The organism is Acidiphilium sp. JA12-A1 (assembly GCF_000724705.2).
Taxonomy (GTDB): Bacteria; Pseudomonadota; Alphaproteobacteria; order Acetobacterales; family Acetobacteraceae; genus Acidiphilium; species Acidiphilium multivorum.
The window spans coordinates 1-1211 of sequence record NZ_JFHO01000247.1 but is presented as its reverse complement, the minus strand read 5'-3'; the positions used below and the strand labels follow the sequence as shown (position 1 = coordinate 1211).

The following is a 1211-nucleotide window of genomic DNA, read 5'->3' as shown; positions in this document are numbered from 1 at the left end:
AACCAGGTGAACCACTCATTGCCGATCTGCGTGCAAAACCCGTTCTTTGCGGCATGCCGTGCACCGGTGTCGTCCACACTGACCCAGGAAGATGTTTCCAGTCCCGCACGCAGAACATCCTGAGCTTCAGCGATGAACGCCTCATGGTTCTCGTTCAACAGGCGAACCAACTGCCGCTTCGAGATCGAAATCCCCAGCGATCGCAACAAGGCGAGCAACCGCGGCATCGTCGATTGACCCTGATGATATTGCACCAGCACGAAGCGGCGTAGTTCCGGACCGAAATGGCCTGCGGTTCCTTGAGGCAATGGTGCCAGGATCGTCCGGCCATCCGGCGTTATCCAGCGCTCTCGCAGGTAACGGGTCGCCGTCGCCGAAATCACGAGGTCCTGGACCAGAAAAGGTTCATGACCTTTGAAAACAGCTCCTGGCGGGACCTCAATCCCGATCACCTTTTCTTCGACTTTGACCCGGGGTGAGACCTTGCCCCGAACGGGACGCTTCTCCTGCTTCTGGGGCTTCGGCGGCGCTGTTCCTTTTTCCATGCCACTCGGTTTGATATGCGGGCGACCCTTCAGACCCTTCAGTCGCGCATTCTCTTCGCGCAATTCGGCCCGAAGTAACGGATCGCCCCGCGCTGTAGCATAAGCGGACAAAGTGGGAACATCAGGCTGCGTGGGTGGTCGTGTCGGGGATTGGCCGGAGCGGCCGCAATCCGGCATGGTTTTCCGTCGATTTCTGATTGGCGCTCCAGATGTAGTCGCCGGTCAGGTTCACATGCTCCCAGCCGATCGGCGAGAGATGTCTGAGGAGGGTTCCGGGCACATCCTCGACCTGGCGTAGGGCCTGTATGGCTTGCGCGAGATAGCGTGTGTTCCAGAGGATGATGGCGGTGACCAGGAGATTCAGGCCAGAGGCTCGATGTGTCTGGTTCTCGAAGGTCCGGTCGCGGATTTCGCCGAGCCGGTGAATGAAGACGGCGCGGGCCAGGCTGTTGCGGGCCTCGCCCTTGTTGAGTTCATGACTGCTTTCACGGCGCAGGCCCGGATCTTCCAGCCAGTCGAGGGTGAACAGCGTCCGCTCGAGACGGCCGAGTTCGCGCAGTGCCGCGGCAACGGCGTTCTGTCGTGGGTAGGCGGCGAGTTGTCGCAGGATCACCGACGCGGACACCGTGCCGGTGCGGATCGAGGTGGCGATCCTCAGGAGATCGG

2 protein-coding genes are annotated in these 1211 nt (G+C 60.9%); both read right to left on the bottom strand.

From position 1 onward, the window contains the following. The coding region (locus tag RT91_RS21840; protein WP_240314389.1) for a transposase at window positions 1-545 on the bottom strand (545 nt) is incomplete at its 3' end. Window positions 546-666: 121 nt separating this feature from the next. After that, a partial coding sequence (locus tag RT91_RS19715) for a Tn3 family transposase (RefSeq protein ID WP_035189670.1) occupies window positions 667-1211 on the bottom strand: 545 nt, incomplete at its 5' end.